Annotated in this window: 20 protein-coding genes; 10 read left to right on the top strand and 10 right to left on the bottom strand. The window is 68.7% G+C overall.

All coding sequences use genetic code 11. The features are described from left to right. Positions 1-211: 211 nt before the first annotated feature. On the bottom strand, positions 212-1408 hold the full coding sequence (locus AB0I12_RS38315; RefSeq protein ID WP_359939944.1) for an MFS transporter: 1197 nt from the start codon (positions 1406-1408) through the stop codon (positions 212-214). Between the two features lie 62 nt (positions 1409-1470). Between AB0I12_RS38315 and AB0I12_RS38310 the strand changes: the two genes are divergently transcribed. Both AB0I12_RS38310 and AB0I12_RS38305 read left to right on the top strand, forming a co-directional pair. Then, positions 1471-1875, top strand: coding sequence for a helix-turn-helix transcriptional regulator (locus AB0I12_RS38310; RefSeq protein WP_359939941.1), 405 nt, complete (start codon positions 1471-1473; stop codon positions 1873-1875). A 42-nt stretch (positions 1876-1917) separates the two neighbouring features. After that, positions 1918-2694 (top strand): GNAT family N-acetyltransferase, encoded by a 777-nt coding sequence (locus AB0I12_RS38305; protein ID WP_359939938.1) that lies wholly within the window; start codon positions 1918-1920, stop codon positions 2692-2694. Positions 2695-2726: 32 nt separating this feature from the next. Here the strand turns inward: AB0I12_RS38305 and AB0I12_RS38300 are convergent, their stop codons facing one another. Next, entirely contained in the window at positions 2727-3299 is a 573-nt protein-coding gene (locus AB0I12_RS38300) for a TetR/AcrR family transcriptional regulator (RefSeq protein ID WP_359939935.1), read from the bottom strand. Positions 3300-3336: 37 nt separating this feature from the next. Here AB0I12_RS38300 and AB0I12_RS38295 point away from each other — a divergent pair, with 37 nt between their 5' ends. Together AB0I12_RS38295 and AB0I12_RS38290 are read left to right on the top strand one after the other, a co-directional pair. Beyond that, entirely contained in the window at positions 3337-3717 is a 381-nt protein-coding gene (locus tag AB0I12_RS38295; RefSeq protein ID WP_359939932.1) for a nuclear transport factor 2 family protein, read from the top strand. Further along, positions 3714-3914: a cation transporter gene (locus AB0I12_RS38290; RefSeq protein ID WP_359939929.1), complete on the top strand. Its 201-nt coding sequence runs from the start codon at positions 3714-3716 to the stop codon at positions 3912-3914. The genes AB0I12_RS38295 and AB0I12_RS38290 overlap by 4 nt, the downstream gene beginning before the upstream one ends. A gap of 100 nt (positions 3915-4014) precedes the next feature. Here AB0I12_RS38290 and AB0I12_RS38285 read toward each other — a convergent pair whose 3' ends face one another. Further along, positions 4015-6444 (bottom strand): Tex family protein, encoded by a 2430-nt coding sequence (locus AB0I12_RS38285; RefSeq protein WP_359939926.1) that lies wholly within the window; start codon positions 6442-6444, stop codon positions 4015-4017. Positions 6445-6597: 153 nt separating this feature from the next. On the opposite strand from AB0I12_RS38285, the gene AB0I12_RS38280 reads away from it, so the two are divergent. Continuing rightward, a complete protein-coding gene (locus tag AB0I12_RS38280) occupies positions 6598-7017 on the top strand; it encodes a hypothetical protein (protein ID WP_359939923.1) in 420 nt (139 codons plus the stop codon). Positions 7018-7020: 3 nt separating this feature from the next. Here the strand turns inward: AB0I12_RS38280 and AB0I12_RS38275 are convergent, their stop codons facing one another. Both AB0I12_RS38275 and AB0I12_RS38270 read right to left on the bottom strand, forming a co-directional pair. Continuing rightward, the gene (locus AB0I12_RS38275; protein WP_359939920.1) at positions 7021-8499 is read right to left on the bottom strand and encodes a DHA2 family efflux MFS transporter permease subunit; all 1479 of its coding nucleotides are present in this window, start codon (positions 8497-8499) and stop codon (positions 7021-7023) included. A 60-nt stretch (positions 8500-8559) separates the two neighbouring features. After that, complete coding sequence (locus AB0I12_RS38270) at positions 8560-9177, bottom strand: DUF624 domain-containing protein (protein WP_359939917.1); 618 nt, start codon at positions 9175-9177, stop codon at positions 8560-8562. 76 nt (positions 9178-9253) lie between these two features. Between AB0I12_RS38270 and AB0I12_RS38265 the strand changes: the two genes are divergently transcribed. The 4 genes from AB0I12_RS38265 (at position 9254) to AB0I12_RS38250 (ending at position 13556) form a co-directional block, all read left to right on the top strand. Beyond that, positions 9254-10336 (top strand): substrate-binding domain-containing protein, encoded by a 1083-nt coding sequence (locus tag AB0I12_RS38265; RefSeq protein ID WP_359939914.1) that lies wholly within the window; start codon positions 9254-9256, stop codon positions 10334-10336. 115 nt (positions 10337-10451) lie between these two features. Beyond that, on the top strand, positions 10452-11726 hold the full coding sequence (locus tag AB0I12_RS38260) for an extracellular solute-binding protein (protein ID WP_359939911.1): 1275 nt from the start codon (positions 10452-10454) through the stop codon (positions 11724-11726). Continuing rightward, entirely contained in the window at positions 11723-12661 is a 939-nt protein-coding gene (locus tag AB0I12_RS38255) for a sugar ABC transporter permease (RefSeq protein WP_359939909.1), read from the top strand. Before AB0I12_RS38260 ends, AB0I12_RS38255 begins: the two co-directional genes overlap by 4 nt. After that, positions 12654-13556 carry a carbohydrate ABC transporter permease gene (locus AB0I12_RS38250; RefSeq protein WP_359939906.1) on the top strand — a complete coding sequence of 301 codons (903 nt, stop codon included), beginning with the start codon at positions 12654-12656 and terminating at the stop codon, positions 13554-13556. Before AB0I12_RS38255 ends, AB0I12_RS38250 begins: the two co-directional genes overlap by 8 nt. Positions 13557-13780: 224 nt before the next feature. Here AB0I12_RS38250 and AB0I12_RS38245 read toward each other — a convergent pair whose 3' ends face one another. Beyond that, on the bottom strand, positions 13781-14317 hold the full coding sequence (locus tag AB0I12_RS38245) for a TetR/AcrR family transcriptional regulator (RefSeq protein WP_359939903.1): 537 nt from the start codon (positions 14315-14317) through the stop codon (positions 13781-13783). A 149-nt stretch (positions 14318-14466) separates the two neighbouring features. On the opposite strand from AB0I12_RS38245, the gene AB0I12_RS38240 reads away from it, so the two are divergent. Beyond that, positions 14467-15270, top strand: a complete 804-nt coding sequence (locus AB0I12_RS38240) for a nitroreductase/quinone reductase family protein (protein ID WP_359940324.1) — start codon at positions 14467-14469, stop codon at positions 15268-15270. Here AB0I12_RS38240 and AB0I12_RS38235 read toward each other — a convergent pair. From AB0I12_RS38235 to AB0I12_RS38220, 4 genes are read right to left on the bottom strand one after another with little or no spacing between them, the layout of a single operon-like run. After that, the gene (locus AB0I12_RS38235; protein ID WP_359939901.1) at positions 15265-16020 is read right to left on the bottom strand and encodes a class I SAM-dependent methyltransferase; all 756 of its coding nucleotides are present in this window, start codon (positions 16018-16020) and stop codon (positions 15265-15267) included. The two genes, AB0I12_RS38240 and AB0I12_RS38235, sit on opposite strands and share 6 nt — an antisense overlap. An 8-nt stretch (positions 16021-16028) precedes the next feature. Beyond that, positions 16029-16496: a lincomycin resistance protein LmrB gene (locus tag AB0I12_RS38230; RefSeq protein WP_359939898.1), complete on the bottom strand. Its 468-nt coding sequence runs from the start codon at positions 16494-16496 to the stop codon at positions 16029-16031. A gap of 21 nt (positions 16497-16517) precedes the next feature. Beyond that, positions 16518-18836: an FtsX-like permease family protein gene (locus AB0I12_RS38225; RefSeq protein WP_359939896.1), complete on the bottom strand. Its 2319-nt coding sequence runs from the start codon at positions 18834-18836 to the stop codon at positions 16518-16520. Further along, positions 18833-19534: an ABC transporter ATP-binding protein gene (locus AB0I12_RS38220; RefSeq protein ID WP_359939893.1), complete on the bottom strand. Its 702-nt coding sequence runs from the start codon at positions 19532-19534 to the stop codon at positions 18833-18835. The genes AB0I12_RS38225 and AB0I12_RS38220 overlap by 4 nt, the downstream gene beginning before the upstream one ends. Positions 19535-19556: the final 22 nt, after the last annotated feature.

Here is a 19556-nt window from a genome sequence, read left to right as displayed (position 1 = left end):
TCACCGGCACCGACCTTCGGAACACTTCCGTAGGGACCTTTACAGAGGCCTAACGCAGAGTAGGGAAACCCTACGAACCTGCAGGTCAGCGCCCTCTGCGCGGCATCGTCGAGGCGGCCGGAAAGCATGTCAAGAATGGCTGCAGGTATTTGCAGATAACGATTCGGCGTCCGCCCTTTATTCGACGGCGATAGAAATCTATGACGTCCTGCTAACCCTTTGCGCGCGACTGCTTACGTACCGGTAGCAGGTGCGCCGGATGGCGCGGTACGACGGCCGGCGTGACAGCCGCGGCGCCGACCGCGAGGGCGGCGATGACGTTCAGGGTCAGCGGCAGCCCGAGGACGAGAGTTACCGTGGGTGCTGCCAACGCTCCGATCAGCAGTGCGAGTGAGTCGGCGGCGAAGAAGATCGCGCTGACGCTCGCGAGGACCTCCGGTGGAGCGGCGCGCTGGATCGTCGTCTGCGCCGTGATGAGCAGGATGCTGCCCGGTAGGCCGATGAAGGCCGCGGCGACGATCGCGATCGGGACGTTCGGGGCGTTGAAGAGCGCGAAGAAGGCTGCGGCGGTCGCGAGTTGCGTCAGGGCGAGGAGTTCGCGGGTTCCCAGCAGGCGGGCGGCCTTCGTGCTCAGCGCGGCGCCGAGGAGGTATCCGGCGCCGAGGCCGGAGATCAGGTAGCCGACGACGTACCCGGGGGCATGCAGACGGCCGACGGTGAACGGTACGAGAAGCGCGGTCAGGCCGGCGTTGGCGGTGAGGAACGTCGTCTGGCCGATCAGGATGCCGCGCAGTGCCCGGTGCTCGATCGTCGCCCTGAATCCTTCGAGCGGCCGTGGCGCTTCGCCGGTGCAGCTGTGCCGGCGGGTGCGGACCGTCGCGATGATTGCCGCAGACAACAAATAGCTGGCGATGTCGACGGCGAGTACGAACTCGATACCGGGTCCGGCCAGCAGCAGTGCGCCGAGCGGCGGCGCGGCCAGCCGGATCGCGCTGCCGGTGGCGGCGTTGACCGCGTTCGCGGTGGCCAACTCCTTGCCGGTGCCGACGACCGCCGGGAGCAGCGCGCGGGCCGCCGGCCGGAACACCGTCGTCGCGGTGTTCTCGAGCAGGATCGCGAGGTAGATCGGCCAGATGCGGCCGTGATCAGCGGTCAGGATGAGCCCGACCGCCGCCGCGCTGACCAGGTCGGCGATCCACATCGCCCGCGCCAGGTTCCAGCGTTCCAGCAGGACGCCGGCCCAGGGGCCGATCAGGAGCGCCGGGAGGGCCTCCAACGCCAAGGTCAGACCGGTCGCGACCGCGGATCCGGTCAACGCGAAGACGTGAAAGGGGATCGCGACCGCCAGCAGCCACGACCCGATGCCGGAGATCGCGCCGCTGAGCCAGAGGCGCCGGAAGTCCCTCACGCCGCCGGAATCTATCTTGTCGGGATAGACATCGGCAAGAGTGTTCTGTGAGGATAGGCTCCATGGAGCTTGGTGACGTCCTGCGCGACCGTCGGAAGGCGGCCGGGCGGACCATCGCGTCGGTGGCCGTCGACGCCGGTCTGTCCGTGCCGTACATCGCGAACCTCGAGAACGGCCGCGGCAACCCGACCCTGGCCGCCCTGGACCGCCTCGCGACCGCCCTCGGCGCACGGCTCGAGGTGCGCATCGACGACGAAGAACCATCGCCTGCGCCCTCGGGTGCCGCCGAGCAGCTGGCCGCGTCCGACCGGGCCGAAGCGGTCGTCACCGCCATCGCGAACGGGAGATCTCGCGCAGCGACGCGCCGCGAGCTGGTCGCGACTCTCGACGCGCTCGCCCTGCTCCTGGGTCGTCCTCCGACGGCCGCCGACCTCAACCGCCTGCTCGACCTCCTGCTGCTCGCGTAACCGGCTCGCGTAGCCCCAGGAGATCGTCGTAGGGTCCGCGACATGGAGATCGGGGCGCGGATCGCGCGGGCACAGGTGGACGGGCTGGCGAGGTCGCGGCGGCAGATCATCGCAGGGCCGTTGGTAGGGATGCTGCACGACCAGGACGAGTGGTACCTGTCGACGATGGTCGCCGCCGAACCCGGGCAGCCCTTCGCGCCCGAGGAGGTCCCGCCCGCGCTGGCTGTCATCCGGCAGGCCTTCGCCGCCGAGGACCGCTGGCTGAGCGCCGAACTCGTCGACGAGGCGAGCCCTGGCCTGGCCGAGGCGCTCGCGGCGAACGGAATGACGCTGGTGTCGCGTCTCCCGCTGCTCGTCGCCGAACCCGACGACCTGCTCGTACCTGAGTTGTCGGCCGGCGTCACGGTGAAGGTCGTCTCGTCCGACGAGGACCAAAAGGTGGCGAACGCGGTGGCGGCTGAGGCGTACGAGATGGACGGCGCCGGCTTCGCGCTCAAGCCCGACCCGGCAGACGGCGGCGCAGTCCTCGTGACCGTCGACGGCGTACCGGCCGCGACCGCGTCGTGGACCGCAGTGGCCGACGGTGTGACCGAGGTTGCCGGCGTGGGCACGATCCACGCCCACCGACGGCGCGGCCTCGGCGGGATCGCCACGGCGTACGCGACGCTGAAGGCGTACGAACTAGGCGGCGCGACGCTGGCCTGGCTGACTCCGGGCGACGACGGCGCAGACCGCGTCTACCGCCGCCTCGGCTACGCGCCCAGAGCCACCGCCGTCCACCTCGGCGACCCCGGCGGTCACCTCGCCGACCTGCGCTGACCTTCCCACCCCCCAATCTGGGTGGAGAGGGGTCAGGTGGGTTGGAGCAGGCGGGTGAGAGTGGTGTGGAGGGTTCTGTGGGCGGTTGTCGTGGTAAGGCGGCCCGCGGCTGCTGACGCGCCGGCTGCGTGGCCGAGAGCTGTCAGTGCAGTGACCAGCCAGGGCGCGGGAAGGTCGCGGGTGATTTCACCCGCGCGCTGACCGCGGCGGATGAGGCGCTCGAGGCGCTCGGTAACCGGGTCATGGCGGCCGTCGTCGGTGACCGTCTGCGGCACGTGAAGCAGGAGCGGGTGCTGCTCGAAAGCTCGCCAGGCCACGTCGATCAGACGGAGCACAGTGGTCAGTGCCGGTCCTTCGTCGAGGTCGAGCGCGTCGATCGCCGTCAGCGTCTCGGTGGTGAGTTGGTCGAGTACGGCGTCCAGTAGGACGCCGCGCGACGAGAAGTGTGCGTAGACGGTCTGCCGGGTGACATCGGCTGCCTCGGCGATGCGTTCGAGGCTTGCGTCGGGGTGCTCGTCCAGGAGGGCGACGGCCGCGGTGAGGATCGCCGCACGGCTGCGGTCCGCGTCGGCGCGGCGGCGTCGTACCGGCTTGTTCTCTGACACCTTGTCAAGGTTAACGGAAATGCTTATCTTTGACGGCATGTCAGATTTAAGCGCGCGAGAGTTCGTCGCGGACTTCTTCGGGTCGTTCACCCGTGAGGTGATGGAGGGCGGTGACGCGGCGGCGGTCGTGGACCGGTACTACACGCCCGACATCGAACAGATCGCCGACGGCGTGACGCTCGACCGGCAGCGGCTGATCGACCACCTGCGACCGGTGCGGAAGAACCTGGTGTCGTTCTCGTACGACGTGCACGAGGCGATCCGCGCCGGCGATCGGGTGGCGGCGCGGTTCACGATCCACGCGGAGCTGCGCCGCGGGCGGACGATCGCGACGGAGGTGTACCTGTTCGGTGAGCTCGCCCCGGACGGGCGGATGCGCCGGACGACGCAGGCCACGAGGGACGTGACCGCGGCATGACGACGTTCAAGGTGCTCGGGATGACCTGCAGCCATTGCGTCGGGTTCGTCACCGAGGAACTCGAGGCCGTGCCCGGCGTCGAGTCGGTCGAGATCGATCTGCCGACCGGGACGGTTGCGCTGGCGACCGACCGGCCCGTCGAACCCGCGGCGATCCGGGCCGCGGTGGAGGCCGCCGGCTACGAGGTCGAAGGGTGACGGACCGAGTCGTGGCGTTTGGCTGCCACCCAAGATGTCGAGTCGTGGACTTTGGCTCTTTCCTACAGCCAAAACCCACGACTCGACGAAGCGCGGCGGGTCAGCGGACGGTGAAGCCTGCCTTGCGGAAGGCATCGGCCAGGGAGGTCTCGTCCATGGAGGTCTCGGTCGGGGTGGCACGATTGCCGGATCCCCGGCCGGCCTGACCGCCCGAGCCGCCGCGGCCGCTCTGACCGCCGGGTCCACGACCCTGGCCGCCCGGTCCGCGACCACCTGAACCACGGCCCTGGCCGCCTTGCCCGCGCCCCTGCGCGCCGCCCTGACTGCGACCGCCCTGGCCACCGGCCTGACGACCGCCCGAGCCGATCTCGTCGTCCAGGCGCAGCGTCAGCGAGATCCGCTGCCGCGGGATGTCCACCTCGAGCACCTTCACCGTGACGATGTCGCCCGGCTTGACCACCTCGCGCGGATCCTTGACGAAGTTCTTCGACAGCGCCGACACGTGCGCCAGCCCGTCCTGGTGCACACCGATGTCGATGAACGCGCCGAACGCGGCCACGTTCGTGACCTGGCCCTCCAGCCGCATCCCCGGCTTCAGGTCCGCGATCTTGTCCACGCCCTCGGCGAACACGGCGGTCTTGAACGCCGGCCGCGGGTCGCGGCCCGGCTTCTCCAGCTCGGCGAGGATGTCGGTCACCGTCGGCAGACCGAACATGTCGTCGACGAAGTCCGCCGCCTTCAGCCGCTTCAGCTCCGAGGACCCGATCAGCGCCTTCACGTCGGTGCCGGTCGCGTCCAGGATCCGGCGGACGACGGGGTACGACTCCGGGTGCACGCTGGATGCGTCGAGCGGGTCGTCGCCGTCGGGGATCCGGAGGAAGCCGGCCGCCTGCTCGAACGCCTTCGGCCCCAGCCGCGCCACGTCCTTCAGCGCCGTCCGGGACGTGAACGGCCCGTTGACGTCCCGGTGCTGGACGATGTTGTCCGCCAGGCCGGGCGTGATCCCGGAGACCCGCGTGAGCAGCGGCGCGGACGCCGTGTTCAGGTCGACGCCGACCGCGTTCACACAGTCCTCGACGACCGCGTCGAGCGAGCGGGACAGCGAGTTCTCCGGGAGGTCGTGCTGGTACTGGCCGACGCCGATCGACTTCGGGTCGATCTTCACCAGCTCGGCCAGCGGGTCCTGCAGGCGGCGCGCGATCGAGACCGCGCCGCGCAGCGAGACGTCCATCCCGGGCAGCTCCTGGGAGGCGAACGCGGACGCCGAGTACACCGACGCGCCGGCCTCCGACACGACCGCCTTGGTGAGCTTGAGCTCCGGGTGCTTGGCGATCAGCTCGGCCGCCAGCTTGTCGGTCTCGCGCGACGCCGTACCGTTGCCGATGGCAATCAGCTCGACGTCGTGCGCGGCCGCGAGCGCGGCCAGCGTGGCGATCGACTTGTCCCACTGGTTCTGCGGGACGTGCGGGTAGATGACGCCGGTGTTGACGACCTTGCCGGTCGCGTCCACGACGGCGACCTTCACGCCGGTCCGGAAGCCCGGGTCGAGGCCCATCGTGGCGCGGGTGCCGGCCGGGGCGGCCAGCAGCAGGTCCCGCAGGTTGGCCGCGAACACCCGGATCGCCTCCTCCTCGGCGACCTGCCGCAGCCGCATCCGCAGGTCGATGCCGAGGTGCACGAGGATCTTCGTCCGCCAGGCCCAGCGGACCGTCTCGACCAGCCACTTGTCGGCCGGGCGGCCCTGGTTCTCGATGCCGACCTTGCGGGCGATCGTGGTCTCGTACTCCGTCGGGCCGTCCACCTCCACGCCGGCGGGCAGCGGCTCGACGGAGATCGTCAGCACGTCCTCCTTCTCGCCGCGGAACAGCGCGAGGATCCGGTGCGACGGCATCTTCGTGAACGGCTCGTCGAAGTCGAAGTAGTCCGAGAACTTCGCGCCGTCGGTCTCCTTGCCCTCCCGGACCGCGGACGCCAGCCGGCCCTGCTCCCAGAGCCGCTCGCGCAGCGCGCCGATCAGGTCGGCGTCCTCGGCGAACCGCTCGACCAGGATCGCCCGGGCGCCGTCGAGCGCCGCCTGCGGGTCCGGGACCTCGGCATTCACGAAGACCGCGGCCGCGGCGATCGGCTCGACGTCCGGGTCGGCCATCAGCCCGTCGGCGAGCGGCTCGAGGCCGTTCTCCCGGGCGATCATCGCCTTGGTCCGGCGCTTCGGCTTGAACGGGAGGTAGATGTCCTCCAGCCGGGACTTGGTGTCGGCCGCCAGGATCGCGGCCTTCAGCGCGTCGTCCAGCTTGCCCTGGCTCTCGATCGACTCGAGCACCGTCTGCCGGCGCTCCTCGAGCTCCCGCAGATACCGCAGGCGCTCCTCGAGGGTGCGCAGCTGGGCATCGTCCAGCATCCCGGTGACCTCTTTGCGGTACCGCGCGATGAACGGGACCGTCGACCCCTCGTCCAGCAGCGCCACCGCTGCCCGCACCTGGTTCTCACCGACCTCCAGCTCCTCGGCGATCCGCTGCTCGATCGACTGCACCACCACTGTCCGTTCCCCTCTACGCCCGACAACCACCGAGCATTCTGCCCCGGTCAGGTCCCATATCCTTCCCCATCCCACCCCCCACCCCGAAACCCGTCCCACCCCCACCTGTGGACAACCCGTGCGATCATCCCGTCGAGGAGGGAACACATGGGGCAGTTCAGCAAGTACGCCGAGCGCAGTCTCGAACCGCCGCGGGCAGCAGCCCGGGTCATCAACGCACTGATACTCGTGGCAGTGACCGTTCAGGCGGTGAGCACGCGCCGTCTGGAAGACATCCTGCTGGCTGCGTTCTTGGTCGGCATGCTGGTGCCTGCAGGCATCAGCTCGCAGGGCTTCACTCGGTTGACCGCCCGCATGGAGGCCCACCCCGTGCTGGCCTCGGTGTACGTGGCCCTGCTGCTGACCTGTGGCGGCTTCGCGCTCCTGGCCCACTTCCTGCCCCGGCGGACCAGTCTGCTGGCGGCTGTCGGGCTGGCGCTGGTTTCCGTGGTCGTCAGCCAGATCGGGCGCCGCCGGCGCGCAGCGAGCTCCCCGCGGCCCGATGGGCGCGGGGAGCTCGGGCAGTAAGAGTCAGGCTGCTTCGAGGAGTACGTCGTCCTCGGCCTCAGTCTGCTGCTTTGCCGGGCGCATCACCGTGACGGCGATGGTGACCGCGGTGGCGACGATGGCGGCGGCGACGGCGAAGGAGAGGTGGTAGCCGTCGGTCAGGGCGTCCAGTGTGGGCTTGGTGTCGGCGACCGCCGCGGTGCGGGTGGCGGACAGCGTGGCCAGGACGGCCAGGCCCAGGGCCGCGCCCACCTCGCCCATGGTGCCGATCAGACCGGAGGCCAGGCCGGCGTCCTCGGGCTTCACGTCGGACATCGACAGACCCATCAGCGCCGGGAAGCAGATACCGCCGCCCAGACCCAGCAGCGCCAGCACCGGCAGGACGTGAACGAAGTAGTTGCCGCCGACCGGCGCCTGCGTGAACAGCGCCAGCCCGACCACGATCAGCGACAGTCCGGCGACCAGCGGGCGCCGCGGCCCGAACCGCATCACCAGCTTCTCCGAGTACTTCACCGACAGCAGCCCCATCACCACGGTGGTCGGCAGGAAGGCCAGACCGATCTCCAGCGCGTCGTACCCGAGCACCCGCTGCAGGTACAGCGAGCCGAGGAAGAAGATGCCGAACATGCCGGACGCGGACAGCGCCTGCACCAGGTTCGCACCGGTCAGCGTGCGGGAGCGGAAGATCCGCAGCGGCACCAGCGGGTTCGCGGCGGTCGCCTCGCGGACGATGAACCCGGCCAGCAGCACCAGCGTGACCGCGGCCAGCACCAGCGTCCGCTGAGCGGTCCAGCCCAGCTCGGCAGCCGGCTTCACGATCGTGAACACGCCGACCATCAGCGCCGCGGTGATCAGCACCGCACCCGGTACGTCGGTGCCCTTGCCGATGCCGAGGCCCTTGTCCTTCTCGATCAGCTTCACGGCCAGGACGACGGTCAGCACGCCGATCGGCAGGTTCACGAAGAAGATCCAGTGCCAGCTGATCGCCTGCGTCAGGACGCCGCCCGCCAGCAGGCCGATCGACCCGCCGGCCGACGCGACGAACGCGTACATGCCGATCGCCTTGGCCTGCTCACGCGGCTCGGGGAACAGCGTGACGATCATGCCCAGGATGACCGCGGAGGTCAGCGCGCCGCCGACGCCCTGGATGAACCGGGCGATGACCAGCACCTCCTGGGACCCGGCCAGACCGCACAGCACGGAGGCGGCGGTGAAAACGATCAGTCCGGCGGTGAAGACGTTCCGCCGCCCGAGGAGATCGCCCAGCCGCCCGGCCAGCAGCAGGAGGCCGCCGAATGCGATCAGGTACGCGTTCACCACCCAGGCGAGGGATGAGCTGGTGAAGCCGAGGTCGTCCTGGATGGCCGGCAGGGCCACGTTCACCACGGTCACGTCGAGCACGATCATCAACATGCCCGCGCACAGGGTGTACAGAGCCAGCCAGCGCGAGCGGCCGCCCTGCGCGGCCGGCGTCGTCGCCAGGGTGTCGGTCGTCGCGTACATTCCGGTTCTCCTTGCAGTCCGTCGTAGTGGCCTTACACCTCTACGTCGAACCAGGAGGACTCAGATTGACACGTCTTCAGAAGTTTTTTCGCGCCGCGGCCGGGACAGCGCGTACGCCGTGAGCGCCGGCACCAGTCCGGACCCGACAACGAGCAGTGTGGGCAGCTGCGATGCCAGCGCGAACCAGGTGAGCAGTACGACGACCCCGCCGGCCACCGGCAGCGGCCGACGCAACAGGAACAAGTTGGCCGACCGGAACAGCGACTTGAACGTGGCGGTCTCCGGAGCCTCCGGCAGGATCGCCAGGCCGCTCAGATAGAGCCCTAGGATCATGCCGGTCAGCGGAATCAGCACCGCGAGCGCGAAGATCCGCACCGGGCCGTCGGCGTACGCCCAGAACGAAATCCCGAACGCCAGCATCACGCCGCCGACCCACAGCCCGAACGCGGGCAGCCAGAACCGCTTCATCGCCCAGCCGAACTCCTGGAAGAACCGCCGCAGCAGCTTCGGCTTCTCCTGGCTGATCGCGTCCGGCACCACCCGCTGCATCGCGAACGCGGCCGGGAAGAGCGTGAGGATGCCCAGGCTGATCACGACGAACACGAGCTGCAGCATCAACAGGTCGCCGACGACCGCCAGCTTTCCCAACACGGTGCTCGTCCGGCCGGCCTTCTCCACCGATCGCCTCCTCGTTCCGTACGGGCGGGTCCTGATCGTATGATCACGAACAATCACGGACAGACCAGGGGATCACATGCTTGCACAGGAGCGCCACGAGCTGATCCTGCGGAGCCTGCGCCGGCACGGCCGGCTCCGGGTGGCGGACCTGGTCGCCGAGCTGGGCGTCTCCGCGATCACAGTACGCCGCGACCTGGCCGAACTGGACTCGGCCGGACTACTCCGCCGGGTGCACGGCGGCGCGATCGGCGTCGGGACCGCGGACCAGGGCGCGCACGGCAGCCGCCTGACGATCGGGATCATCGTTCCCAGCGCGACGTCGTACTACTCCGAGGTGATCCGCGGCGCCGAGGCGATCGCCGACCGGTATGGCGCGCGGCTGGTGCTCGGCGTCTCCGGGTACGACGTGACCACCGAGCGTGAACGGCTCGACAAGGTGCTCGGGATCGGCGTCGCCGGACTGCTGATCAGCACCGCGCTCGGCGACGGCGACGCCGCCCGGCTGGACAGCCGGCTCGACGACATCGACGTACCCGTGGTGCTGATGGAGCGCGCGTTCGGCTTCCCGCACGCGGCCCGCGAGTACGACCACGTCCGCACCGACCACGCGTACGGCGCGATGCTGGCGCTGCGGCACTTCCTGGCGCTCGGCCACCGCCGGATCGCGATCAACCTGCAGGCCACGGTCACGGCGTACTGGCTGCGTCGCGGGATCGAGTCGGCCGCGCAGGCGCTCGGCGTCGACGTGTTCCTGTCACCGGTCGACCTGCCGATGCGCGGCGACGACCCCGGCGCGATCGCGCAGCTGGACGCGTTCCTCGCCGAATGCGAGTCGTTCGGCAGCCGCGCGGTCCTGGTGCACTCCGACGAACATGGCGCCCGCCTGGTCGAACGCGCGATGGAACTCGGCCTGCGCGTCCCCGAGGACCTGGCGGTGATCGCCTACAACGACGTCACCGCGTCGCTGGCCGTGGTCCCCCTCACCGCCATCTCCCCACCCCGCCGAGCCCTCGGCGAAACCGCCTGCGACCTCCTGCTCCGCAAACTCGAGTCCCCCACCACCCCCATCCAGCACCTGAGCCTCCTCCCCACCCTCAACATCCGCACCTCCTGCGGCACCGCTGAGGCGGAACAGAACCTGTCCGTGTTCCGATCCTGATCGAATGTGATCATTCGAGCGCTTGGGTATTGACGAGGAAAGCCCTTTCCCATACTTTCGCTGCACTTAGGGGTCGTAGGCCCCGGCTGAACAAAGTCAGCGAAGGAGTTCCCCTGTGAGACGTGGAGTGGGACTGACCCTGCTGGCCGCTGCGCTCAGCGTCGTGGTCAGCAGTTGTGGCAGCGGGGTGATCGACAAGAGCACGGACGGCGTGCCCCCGGCCGAGGCGACCGGGACGCTGCGGGTGCTGCTCCCGTCCTTCCCGCCCAGTGCGAAGGGCAAGGCGGAGTTCCAGAAGGTCGTCGACGACTTCCACAAGGCCTATCCGAAGATGAAGGTCGAGCCGGACTTCGCGACGTACAAGAACCTCAACGAGAAGATGTCGACCGCGATCGCGGCCGGCATCCCGTACGACGTGATGGTGACCGGCGTCGGTTGGGTGCAGCCGTTCGCCTCGAAGAACATCTTCGAGGACCTCGGCAAGTACGGCGTGACGCCTGACTACATCAGGGAGAAGAGCACCCCGGCGCTGATCCCGGCGGTGACCTACGACAAGAAGCTGTACGCCTATCCGCTGATCGCCGACGCCCGCGCCGTCGCGCTGCGCAAGAGCGCGTTCCGCGAGGCGGGCCTGGACCCGGACAAGCCGCCGGCGTCGCTGGACGAGATCAAGGTCGCCGCCGAGAAGCTGACCAAGCGGGACAAGGACGGCAACATCACCCGCAGCGGGTTCGACCTCGCGTCCGCGACCGGTTTCCGGCAGTCGTTCACGACGTTCCTGGCCTCGACCGGTACGCCGCTGTACGTCGGCGGCGAGCCGAACTTCGACAACCAGAAGGGTCTCGACACGCTGCTGTGGATCAAGTCGATGATCAACAACGTGCAGCCGTACGGCCAGACCAACGCGGCGCAGCAACCCCTGGTGCTGACTGGTGAGGCCGCGATGGGCATCGTCAACGGCGGCGTGGACTGTTCCGCCGAGGGCATCGGCCAGAAGAACTGTGACGACCTGAAGTTCTTCCGCTTCAACAGCGGCAAGGAGATCGAGTACGTCGGCGGCGACCTGGCCTCGATCGGGTCCCGCAGCCGGCACAAGGACGCGGCCTGGTCGTTCATCCAGTCGCTGACCAAGCCGGCCACGCTGGACGCGCTGGCCAAGCTGAACAAGAAGGTCCCGGCCTACAAGGACGCGAGCAACTCGCCGCAGGCGAAGTCCAACCCGCTCAGCCAGTTCGTCGCGGACGGCCTGGTCTACGCGGTCAACGAGAACGAAGTGCCGTCCAACTGGCTCGAGATGCGCGGCAACTTCGACATCCAGCTCACCCAGGCGGTCCTCGGACAGAAGGACCCCGCCAAGGTGCTGCACAACCTGGCAGGACAGTCCCGATGAGTACAACTCTTGAACGTCCCACACTTGCCACTCCACGCAAGGTGAGCCCGTCCAAGGACGGTCGCACGCTGCTCCGCAGCCAGGCCCGCGCGGGCTGGGCCCTGCTCGCGCCCGCGCTACTGCACTCCGGCGTCTTCATCGTGATCCCGGTGATCGCAGTGCTGGTGCTCAGCCTCACCGACTACAGCTTCGGCGACACCTGGGCCTGGGTCGGTTTCGGCAACTACGCCGACCTGTTCCGCGACGTCGACTTCCTGGCCTCGCTGTGGCACACGGTGCTGTACGCGATCGTGGTGATCCCGATCTCGATGGCGATCTCGCTGGCGGTCGCGATCGGGCTGAACCAGAAGATCCGCGGCCTCGGCTTCTTCCGGACGGCGTTCTACATCCCGACCGTGACCGCGACCGTCGCGGTGGCCACGATCTGGCTGTGGATCTACAACCCGGGCTCGGGCCTGGCGAACGGCTTCCTCAGTCTGTTCGGCTTCGCGCCGAACCGGTGGCTGGCGGACCCGGCCACAGCGTTGCCGTCGCTGATGGTGGTCGGCATCTGGCAGGGCCTCGGGACCAAGATCATCATCTACCTGGCCGCGCTCCAGGGGGTGTCCCGCGACCTGGTCGAGTCGGCCGAGCTGGACGGCGCGGGCCGCTGGCAGCGGTTCGTCAACGTCACCTGGCCGGCCATCGGCCCGGTCCAGTTCTTCGTCCTGATCACGTCGATCGTCGGGACCTTCCAGGTGTTCGACCTGGTGTACGTGATGACGCAGGGCGGCCCCGGATCGGAGACCCGGGTGCTGGTGATGGACATCTACCAGAACGCGTTCCAGGACCTGAAACTCGGCTACGCGTCCGCCGAGACCGTGATCATGATGCTCGTGATCGCGCTCTTCATCGGCGTCGGGCGCCTGCTCCAGAAGGCGGATGCCAATGACTAGCGTTTCGTTGCCGGCGGTGGGTTCGGCGAAGCCGTCGGCGTTCCGGCCCGGCCGGATCCTGCTGTACGTCGTCCTGCTGGTCGGCGCGCTGCTGATGATCACGCCGTTCGTGTGGATGCTGCTGACCGCGTTCAAGAGCAACCTGGAGATCGCGAAGTTCGGCTGGCTACCGGGGGAGCTGCGCTGGCGGAACTTCGTCGAGGCGATGCAGACCGCGCCGTTCCTGCGGTACTTCCGCAACAGCCTGTTCATCGCGGTCGGCGAGACGGCGTTCACTCTGGCGGTCTGTACGACGGCCGGGTACGCGCTGGCGAAACTGCCGATCCGCGGCGGCAAGACGTTGCTGAACTACTTCATCGTGCTGCTGCTGGTGCCGTTCCAGATCATCCTGGTGCCGCTGTTCCTGATCGTGAAGTCGATCCCGCTGTTCGGCGGCAACAACATCCTCGGCCAGGGCGGGATCGGCTGGCTGAACTCGTGGTGGGGCCTGATCATCCCGCTCGGCGCGGCGCCGTTGTTCACGTTCCTGGCGCGGCAGTTCTACGTCTCGCTGCCGGACCAGCTGGCGCAGGCCGCCCGGGTGGACGGGCTGGGTGAGTTCGGCATCTTCTGGCGGATCATGACGCCACTGATCAAGCCGGCCCTGATCACGATCGCGGTGTTCCAGATCGAGGCCGCCTGGAACGGGTTCCTCTGGCCGTTGATGATCACCACGTCGGACGACCTGCGGCCGCTGCAGCTCGGGCTGGCGATCTTCTCCCAGAACCCGGCGGAGATCCAGTGGCCCTACCTGATGGCCGGGACGGCGCTCGCGACGCTGCCGATGATCGTGCTGTTCGTCTTCGCCCAGAAGCGGTTCGTCGAAGGAATGGCGAACGTGGGCATCAAGGGCTGAATCCTCGAACAGGTGCTCACCCCGCCCCGGGTGAGCACCTGCGAGGCCCCCTCCACATGCGGTGGTCCCGAAGAAACACCGGAGTTTCCCACTCGGTCCCCCCGCTGGGTCACTCACCCGTTTATCGGCGCAGTGTGGCCCTCGTTACAACAATCGTGAGGTTTTTTCGCCGATCCGCGCGACGATTTCCTTTCGCATACATTCGGCGACGGTCCGTGAGCGAATCAGTGCAGGTGGCTGTGGACGACGTACCGGACCATCGGCCCGAGCTCGGTCGTGCCGAGGAGCTCCAGCGCGTTCGTCGCGCGCAGCGTGGCCAGGCCGTGCAGGTTCGTCCACAGCGCGATGGCGCGGAGCTCGGCGTCGGCCGGGTGCAGCCGGGCGACCAGGTCGACGAACGTCCGGAACAGCGGCAGCGAGGTCGCGCGCAGATTGCCGCCGGCACCGGCCAGCAGGTCGTGGCGGAAGATCAGGTCGAACATCCCGGGCCGCTCGGCGGCGAATTCCAGGTACTTCGTCGCGGCCGCGACCAGCTGCTCCTCGGGCGGTCCGTCGCCGTCGGGCTCCAGGCGGGCGGCGAGATCCTGCAGGCCGGTCGCGGCGATGGCGGCGAGCAGCGAGTTGTGGGTCGGGAAGTAGCGGCGCGGTGCCCCGTGCGAGACGCCCGTCCGGCGCGCGATCGCGCGCAGCGTGAGGTCGGAGAGGCCGTCCTCCTCGAGGAGTTCGACCCCGGCCTGGACGAGCCGATCGGGCAAGGACACGTACGGTAGTATCGCCGACGTGACTGCCGGGTCGGCTTCGAGCCATTACCGAGTTGGGTCCCCGGCTGCGTTCTGAGCGCCGCGCGGGCCCCGCCCCGCTTCTCTGCTGTCTGCGAATTCCTTTGTCATGACACCACAGAGAGAAGCGAATCCTGAACGATTTCACCGCACAACTCATTGCGGAGTTCAAGGCCAACGACGGTAAGGTCGGCGGTCCTTTCGAGAACTCCCGGTTGTTGCTGCTGACAACCACTGGTGCGCGGACCGGCGCACCGCGCACCGCGATCCTGGGGTACTACCCGGACGGCGACCGGGTCCTGGTCGTCGGCTCGGCCGGCGGCGGCCCGAAACACCCGGGCTGGTACCACAACCTGCTCGCCGACCCCGAGGTCCACATCGACCTGGGCCTGTTCGACTATCCGGCGACCGCGGTCGTCCTGCGGGACGCGGAGCGCGACGAGGTCTTCGCACGACTCGTCGAGGCCGACGCGGGGTGGGGCGAGTACCAGCAGCGCACCACCCGGACGATCCCGGTGGTCGCGCTGGTTCAGAAGCCAGGGCCCCCGCCACACGGCGGAGGCTCGTTCGCCGAGGCGTTGAAGACCATCCATGCGGCGTTCCGGCGCGAGCTGGCCCTGATCCGGCACGAGGTCGCCACGTCGGGCACGCTGGGCGCACAGCTCCGCATCAACTGCCTGACGGTCTGCCAGGGCCTGCACTTCCACCACACCGGCGAGTCGGCCATGTTGTTCCCATCGCTGCTGGAGCAGCACCCGGAGCTGGCGGACGTGATCGCCATGCTCCAGACGGAGCACGACCAGATCGCCGTACTGCTCGAGGAGCTGAAGCGTCTGGTCGGTGCCCCGGATGTCCTGGCCCAGGTCGATGAGCTGATCGCCCAGCTCAACGCGCACCTGGACCGCGAGGAGGCGGAGCTGCTGCCTTATCTATAGCGGCCGTTGCGCCAGCAGCGCATAGGAGTTGGGGAGTCGGCCGGACCACGCCGCGGCGCTCGTGTCGTCCTGCGGGCGCCAGAACGGCTCGGCGTACTCCTCGAGGACCTGGAGCCGTAGACCGGCTGTCGTGATCGCGGTGACGATCTGGCCGAGCGTCCACTGCCACTCCTGGGCGCCGTTGCCCGGGAACGTGTCGTTGATGTGCGACTTGGCGAAGTAGCTCCGGTCAGGTCGGATCCGCGGCTCGTCCTGATCCCAGGTCCACAGCGGTACGGCCGGGTGCGCCTCGTACACGAAGAGGTGTCCACCCGGTCGTACCACCCGGGCCGCGTCCCGCGCCCAGGCGTCGATGTCCCGCATCCAGATCAGCGCGCCCTTGCCCGTGTACACGAGATCGGCTGACGCATCCTTCAGCGGTACGCCGGGGACCTCGGCCACGACGTACCGGCAGCTCACGCCCAGGTCGTCGGCCCGGCGCTGCGCAGCGCCGGCCGCCACGGAGCTGTAGTCGACACTGACGACACGGTCGGCGCCGGCCTTCACCAACGCCACGTCGTCCAGCCCGTGCCCACTCTGGAAATGCACCACCACCGGCCGTTGCGCCAGGACCGGCGCCAGCAGCTCCCGCTCCCGCGCGAACAGTTGCTCGTCCCCGCGAGCCTCCGCCAGCAACTCGTCGTACTCGTGAACGTGCTTCTGTGAAGCCCGCTCCCACACCACCCGATTGCCCGCGACGACCTCGTCCATGTCCTAAGTCAGCCCGACCCGAGCTCTTCGAGCAACTGCATATCGTGCAGGTCCACCGGTCTCAGCTGGTAGCCCTGGTGCGATTGGAGCTGCGCACCGAGCGGCATACAGCGCACGGGCCGTCCGCCGATCCGCCCTTCGACGGCAGGCGGTATGAGGTGGGTGTTGCCGTCGAAGTCGAACTGCTCGGTCCCGCCGTCGACCGGTGTACTCGGGTGCAGGTCCACGCGATGCCCCTCGGCCGCATGTGTCAGCTGCACGGTGACCTGCACGAACCGGGCATCTGTCACGGCGTACCCCAGTCCTTCCAGGACCTGCACCACCTCATCCAACTGCGGTCTGGCCACACCTAGGTCCAGATCCCCGTGGGGCCGCGTCTGCCGGCCCACCAGCGCATCCACACCCCAGCCGCCGTCCACCCAGACGTCCAGCGGCTTCAGCGCGTCCAGCAACTGCAACACCCGCTCCGGTGTCACCGTGCGACCTCCTGTCCAAGCTCACTCGTTGTGGAGGACCTCGGCGATCGTGGCGCGGGCGGCCGTGCGGGCCGGGAAGTACGCGCCGGCCGCGGCGATCACGATGCCGGCGAGGACCAGCAGGGCGAGCAGGCCCGCAGGGTATACCTCGAGCATGAAGTCCGGTAGCTCGATTTGGGCGCCGTTGGCCATCGCCGGGACGACCAGGCGGTGCGCAACGATCCCCAGGGGGATGCCGAGCAGGCCGCCGATCGCTCCTACCGCGGTCATCGACGTCACGACCATCGCGGTCACCTGCGCAGGCGTCATGCCGATCGACTTGAGCATGCCCAGGTCGCGGCGGCGTTCGCGGGTGTTGAGTACGACGGTGTTGAACACACCGAGCGCCGCAACGGTTCCCAGCATCAGCGTGAGCAGTACTACGGTCGCCAGTACGACGGCCACGAACGTGCCGGGGTCCTGACCGGGCGTCTCCTCCAAACCGGAGTCCTTGGCCTGCACCGCCTTGACGACGGCGTCGAGGTCGGTCCCCGGCTTCACGTTGACCTCGTACAGGTTGGCCCGGAGCTCTGGCGCGATGAGCGCGAGCGTTGCCCAGTTGGACAGCGCCTCGTCGCCGGAGTTGTACATCGCCTTGCCGACGATCTGCGCCCGTACGCTCTTGCCTCTGGACTGCAGTGTGATCGTGTCGCCGATAGCCAGGCCGCGCTGCCGCAGGAACCGCTCCGACACGACCACCTGGCCCGGACCGTCGAACCAGCGTCCGGCCAGGATCCGGTACCCGAGTTGATCGAAGTCGCCGCGGTAGAACGAGACCCGGACGTCCGTCCGTGTCCCAGGCAGCCGCATTCCCACGTCCGTGCTGGCAGCCACGGACGTCACACCAGGCGTTGCCCGCAGTACGGCCTCGTCTTCGGCGTCGGTCAGCTTGGCACCAGGGGGCGCACCCGGCGGCGCCTCGCCCTCGCCGCCGCTTTGGCCGGCGAACATCGTCAGGTCAACAGCATCCGCTCGACTCGCTGCGGTCTGGTAGGTCGTCAGTGACTTCCCCAGCCCGACAGCCAGCGTCACGCTGGTCACTCCGAGCACCACTGCCGCCAGGGTCAGCGCCGTACGTCCAGGACGAGCGAACGGCATGCCCAGCCCCAGACTGACCGCCCGCGGCAGCCGTGTCCCACTCAGCGACCGCTGTACCCGTAGCCCTCGTCCGGCCCGCGGTGCGCTCCCCGCACTGATCGCCTGAGCCGCTGACAGACTGCGCGCTCGGAGCGCCGGCAACAGGGCAGACAGTGCAACCAGTGCAGGTACGCCGAGGAGCGTCGCGATGTCGACCCAGATCGGCACGCCCATCCCGCCGGCGCCGTAGTTCTCGAAAGCCCTTGTCAGCAAGGACGTCGCGAGGACGTTGCCGAGCACCACACCGGCGGCACAGCCGACGACGGCCGGGATGGAGATCATCCCCAGGTACACCGTCATGACCTGCGTCGGCGTGAAGCCCAGTGACTTCAGAACGCCGATGTGCTTGAACCCTGCGACCACAGCGCCGCTCACGACGTTGGCCACGATCAGTACGGCGACGGCGAGTCCCAGCCATCCGAACACCATCAGGAACGGTACGAACGTGTTGGGCTCGCCCGCTGCCATCGCTCGCAACGCCAAGTACGACTGTGTGCCTATGAGGGCATCGGACGGCAGACCGGCCGTCACGCCCTGCTGGCCCGCCGTGACGTCGGCGTTGGTCGCAGCGTGAGCGAAGCGATAAAGCATCTGCGTCGCCGTCGGGTGCAGTGCGTTCATCTGTTCCGGTGTCACCCAGGCATCGGCCGACTGGCTCACGCTGTACGCAAACCCGACGATGGTCAGCGTCTGACCGCCCGCTGTCATGGTGTCGTTCAGTTGCGGGCCGCCGCGTCCCTCTTTGTCGACCGGGTTCCGGTTGAGCACGATCTCACCCGGCTTGGTTGCCCAGCGCCCCTTCCACACATTCAGCCGGTCCACGGCACCGCCGGGATCGGCACGGCCCACCGTCACCAGTGAGTCCGTCAGCTGCGTGCGGTCGAGCTCAAGCGTCGCCTGCGCGAACGGTCCGGCGACAGCCGCCGCACTCCGCGCCGCTGCTGTCAGTTGCGCGTCGGTCACCTTGCTGCGGTCGTACGACGCCGTCAGCTGGGAACCGCTCTGCTTCGCGTACGCGTGGTCGAACGGTCCGCTCGACGCGGCCAGGAGGCCCAGTGCGACCACGATCATCGTTGTGGAGAGCAGTACGACGACGCCGATCACCACAGTCTGCACGCGACGCCGTCGTACCGCTGCCCGCGCCACCGGCCAGACGGCGCTCACGGCGTACGCTCCAGGCTGCGCTCCCCGGCGATCTGTCCGTCGAGGAAGTCGATGACCCGGCTGGCGCAGCGTGTTGCGAGCTGCTGGTCGTGTGTCACCAGCAGGAGCGTCTGACCGATCTGGTTGAGGTCCAGGAGCAGATCCATGACCTGCTCGCCGGCCCTGGTGTCGAGCGCGCCCGTCGGCTCGTCGGCGAGGAGGATGGCGGGGCGGTTCATCAGTGCGCGGGCGACTGCTACCCGTTGCCGCTCACCGCCACTCAGTTGCGCCGGGTAGGTGTTGCGGCGTCCAGCGATGCCCAGCTCCTCGAACAGCTCGAGCGCGCGCTTCCGTGCGTGTGCTGCCGACGTACCGGTGAGCTGTGCGGCCAGCGCGACGTTGTCGAGAGCCGACAGGTCGTCCAGCAGGTTGAAGAACTGGAAGATCATCCCGATCCGCCGGCGCCGGAACAGCGCCAGCCCTTTCTCGTCCAGCGTGCCCAGGTCGTCGCCGTGCACGATGACCGATCCCGACGTCGGCCGGTCGAGCCCGGCGACCATGCTGAGCAGCGTCGACTTACCGCTGCCCGACGGTCCCATCACCGCGACCGCCTCGCCCGCGTGGATCTCCAGTGACACTCCGTCGAGCGCGGCGGATTCGCCGTACTCCTTGCGTACGGCGGTGAGCTGTACGACCGCCTGTCCGTTGTCCTCCGTCATGCTCCTCACGCTAGAGCCGCGG

It is taken from the genome of Kribbella sp. NPDC050459 (genome assembly GCF_040655315.1).
Classification (GTDB): Bacteria; Actinomycetota; Actinomycetes; order Propionibacteriales; family Kribbellaceae; genus Kribbella.
The sequence above is the reverse complement of the archived record's forward strand: the minus strand, read 5'-3'. Positions and strand labels throughout refer to the sequence as shown.